1 protein-coding gene and 2 pseudogenes are annotated in these 3,474 nt (G+C 75.1%); 1 reads left to right on the forward strand and 2 read right to left on the reverse strand.

Annotated features, from left to right (window positions below):
* Window positions 1–662: pseudogene (locus MCBG_RS34395) on the reverse strand (hypothetical protein); the annotation flags it as partial.
* A 13-nt stretch (window positions 663–675) separates the two neighbouring features.
* A complete protein-coding gene (locus MCBG_RS25685; protein WP_043328790.1) occupies window positions 676–1,293 on the reverse strand; it encodes a hypothetical protein in 618 nt (205 codons plus the stop codon).
* A 305-nt stretch (window positions 1,294–1,598) separates the two neighbouring features.
* Between MCBG_RS25685 and MCBG_RS25690 the strand changes: the two are divergent.
* Window positions 1,599–3,474: pseudogene (locus MCBG_RS25690) on the forward strand (nitrate- and nitrite sensing domain-containing protein); the annotation flags it as partial.

Here is a 3,474-nt window from a genome sequence, read left to right on the forward strand (position 1 = left end):
GCGCCGTCGGCCGCCGCGTCGTCCCGGACGACACCGTTGGCCCGCGCGTCGCCGTCGGCCGCCGCGTCGCCGTCGGCCGCCGCGTCGCCGTCGGCGTGCTCGGCGTCCCAGCGGTCGCGGTCGTGCAGTCGGTCCCCGGCCGTCGGATCGGCCCGCTCGTCGTCCAGCGGGTCGGTCCGGCCCGGCGCGCCGTCGCCCGGCACGGCCGTGTCCTCGTCGCGGGCGTCGCGCTCGTCCTGCGGACGGCCGCTCGCCAGCGCCGACGCGGCGACCGCGTCGCCCACCGTGGCCGCGCCGAACGCCGTCGGCAGCGGCGCCGGCTCGTGGAACGGCGGACGCCCGTCGTCGTCGCGCCCGTCGTCGGTACGGTCGGCCGCGTCGCTCAGTTCACCGGCTTCGTACGCGCGGGTCTCGTCGACCTCGTCGCCCCGGTCGTCGATTCCGTCGTGGCGCCGGTCGTCGGCGCCGAGTTCACGCCGGTCGTCGGCGACGGCCGGGTCGTCGAAGGTGCCCCGGTCGTCGAGCGCGTCCTCGGGCACGTCGGCCCGGTCGGCGTCGTGCCGGCCGGGGCCGGCGTGGTCGCCCGGCTGCGGCACCGGTACCGGCGCGGACCGGACGGCCTCGGGGTGGTCCTGCGTGACCTGCTGCTCTTCCTGGCGCATGGCGGCGGCCTCCTCAGCGGCTCGTGACGTCGTGGTCGTGGTCGGGGTGGCGCTGCTCCGGCTGCTCCCGCTGCTCCGGCTGCGGCGTGGACGTGGGCACCGGGTCCTCACCGAGCAGGTCGGCGAAGAGGGCCCGGTAGTGCACGAGCGCCTGCCGGAGGTCCTCGGTGCCGGCCTCACCGCGCTCGTTGCGCTGCCGGATCTCGTGGGCGTCGCGGTAGTGGGTGAGCGTGCGGGCGTGCTCGACGGAGAGGTGGGCGATCTGGTCCGAGAAGTCCCCGGTGGGGTATCCGCGCTCGGCGATCAGGCGGCTGACCAGCTCGTCCGCCTCGCCGACGGTCTCGGCGGGCGAGTCGACGAAGCGCACCTGCAGCTCTTCCCAGGCGGCGGCGTAGCGGGCCCGGGACTCCGGGCTCAGCGGGGTCAGCTCCAGTTCGGCGTGCCGGCGCTCGCGCTCACGCAGCTCGCGTTCGGCCGCGCCGCGGCTGTCCTGCTCGGCGACGACCCGGTCGTACTCCGGGCCGAAACGCTCCCGCAGCGCCCGGCGGCGGCTGGCGACCACGGCGAACGCGGCGAGCGCGGCGATGACGAGGACGACGATGACTATGACGATTACCTGGGTGGACGACATGGCTCCTCCTTCGCCCGCTGGTATTCCCTCATGCGGGTGATCGCCAATCCCGTTGCGCGGCACTTTCCGCCCCGGTCGGGAAATAAGGAGCGGTGTCGCGACCGCCGTCCGGTGCCGGTCCGGTGTCCGACTGCGCCCGCCGTGCCCGTCTCGGACCGTAGTGAGAGCCGAGACGGCCGGTAGTGCATCCGCCCCGGATTACGTATCCTGCCCAAGGCGTCCGGGCCGGGGCCCGGCGTCGTGGCCGGCGAACGTGACGGCCGCTGCCGGCGCCACCGAGCGACACCTTCCCGGGCGAGGTCTGATTGAACACCCGTGACTGGCCGATCCGCGCCAAGCTGACCGCGCTGGTCATCGGCCCGGTGACCGGGCTGCTGGCGTTGTGGATCTTCGCCACCACGCTCACCTTCGGGCCCGCGCTCGATCTGCTCTCCGCCCGTACCCTTCTCTACGACCTCGGCCGTCCCGGCGAGCGCGTGGTGGCGGAGCTGCAACGGGAGCGACGGCTGTCGGTGGTCCAGCTCGCCGGCCGCAGCGCCCTGCCGGCCCTGGCGGAACAGCGCGTACGCACCGACGACGCGATCGTCGAGCTGCGCCGCAAGGTCGACGGCAAGGCCCTGCGCGACGTCGCCGACGAGCAGCTCGACGGCCGCCTCGACCAGCTGGTCTCGGCACTGGACGCGCTGCCCGCCGGACGCGCCTTCATCGACGACCGGAAGGTGGACCGGTCCGGCGCCGTCGGCCTCTACAGCGGAATGATCGGTTCGGCGTTCCAGGCGTTCGGCGCGATGGCAGCGCTGCCCGACGCCCAGCTCAACCGGGAGGCCACAGCGCTCACCGCGCTGGGCCGCTCCCGCGAGCTGCTCGGCCAGGCCGACGCGCTGCTGGCCGGCGCGGTCATCGCGGGCCGGTACGCCGACGGCGAGCACGAGCAGCTGGTCCGGACCCTGGAGAACCAGCGTTTCCTGGCGGAGACGGCGGTCGCCGAGCTGCCTTCCGAGGAACGGACCTCGTACCAGCGGTTGACCGAGGGCGCCGGGTTCGTCAAGCTGCGCGCGCTCCAGGACACCCTGATCCGCTCGTCCGCGTTGCCGGCCCGGTTCGACATGGCCGGCTGGGAGGCCGGCCACGCCGAGGTGTGGCAGAGCCTGCGCGACTTCGAGCTGCGCGGCGCGGACGCCCTGGCCGAGCGGTCGGTGCCGATGGCCACCCGGATCCTCGTCCAGCTCGCCGCCGCCGGTGTGCTGGGTCTCGTCGCGATCGTCGTCTGCGTGCTGGTGGCGCTGCGGGTCGGCCGGTCGCTGGCCCGGCGGCTGACCGGCGTACGCACCGCCGCGACCGAGGTCGCCGAGCAGCGGCTGCCCGACGTGGTCGCCCGGCTGCGCCGCGGCGAGGAGGTCGACGTCGCCCGGGAGGCGCCCGAACTGGACCACGGCGGCGACGAGATCGGCCAGGTGGCGCGCGCGTTCAACGAGGTGCGGCGTACCGCGGTGCGCGCCGCGATCGACGAGGTCACCCTGCGCCGGGGGTTCAACGAGGTGATCCTCAACCTCGCCCGGCGGAGCCAGGGCCTGGTGCACCGGCAGTTGGCGCTGCTGGACCGGCTGGAACGGCGTACCGAGAACCCGGACGAGCTGGCCGGACTGTTCCAGGTCGACCACCTGGCGACCCGGCTCCGGCGGCACGCCGAGGACCTGGTCATCCTCGCCGGCGCCGCGCCCGGGCGGGGCTGGCGCCGGCCGGTCGCCGCGGTCGACGTGATGCGCGGCGCGATCTCCGAGGTCGAGGCGTACGACCGGGTCGACGTGGGTGAGGTGGCGTCGGCCGGGGTGCTCGGCCGGGCCGTCGGCGACGTGATCCACCTGCTCGCCGAGCTGATCGAGAACGCCACCGCGTACTCCCCGCCGGGCACCCGGGTGGACGTCACCGGCCGGACCGTGCCGGGCGGCTACACGATCGAGATCACCGACCGGGGGCTGGGCATGTCCGCGCCGGCCCTGGCCGCCGCCAACCGCAAGCTGGCCGAGCCGCCCGAGTTCGACCCGGCCGGCAGCGCCCGGCTGGGGCTGTTCGTGGTGGCGCGCCTGGCCGCACGGCACGGCGTTGCGGGTAGAGCTGCGGCCGGCCCGTCCGGCCGGGATCGTCGCCGCGCTGTTCGTACCGTCGGATCTGATCACCGAC

Source organism: Micromonospora sp. M42 (assembly GCF_000568915.1).
In the GTDB taxonomy this organism is placed as follows: Bacteria; Actinomycetota; Actinomycetes; order Mycobacteriales; family Micromonosporaceae; genus Micromonospora; species Micromonospora chalcea.

Excerpts from the sequence above, each read along its gene's own strand:
- MCBG_RS25685 (WP_043328790.1), bottom strand. The coding sequence starts at position 1,293 with ATGTCGTCCACCCAGGTAATCGTCATAGTCATCGTCGTCCTCGTCATC.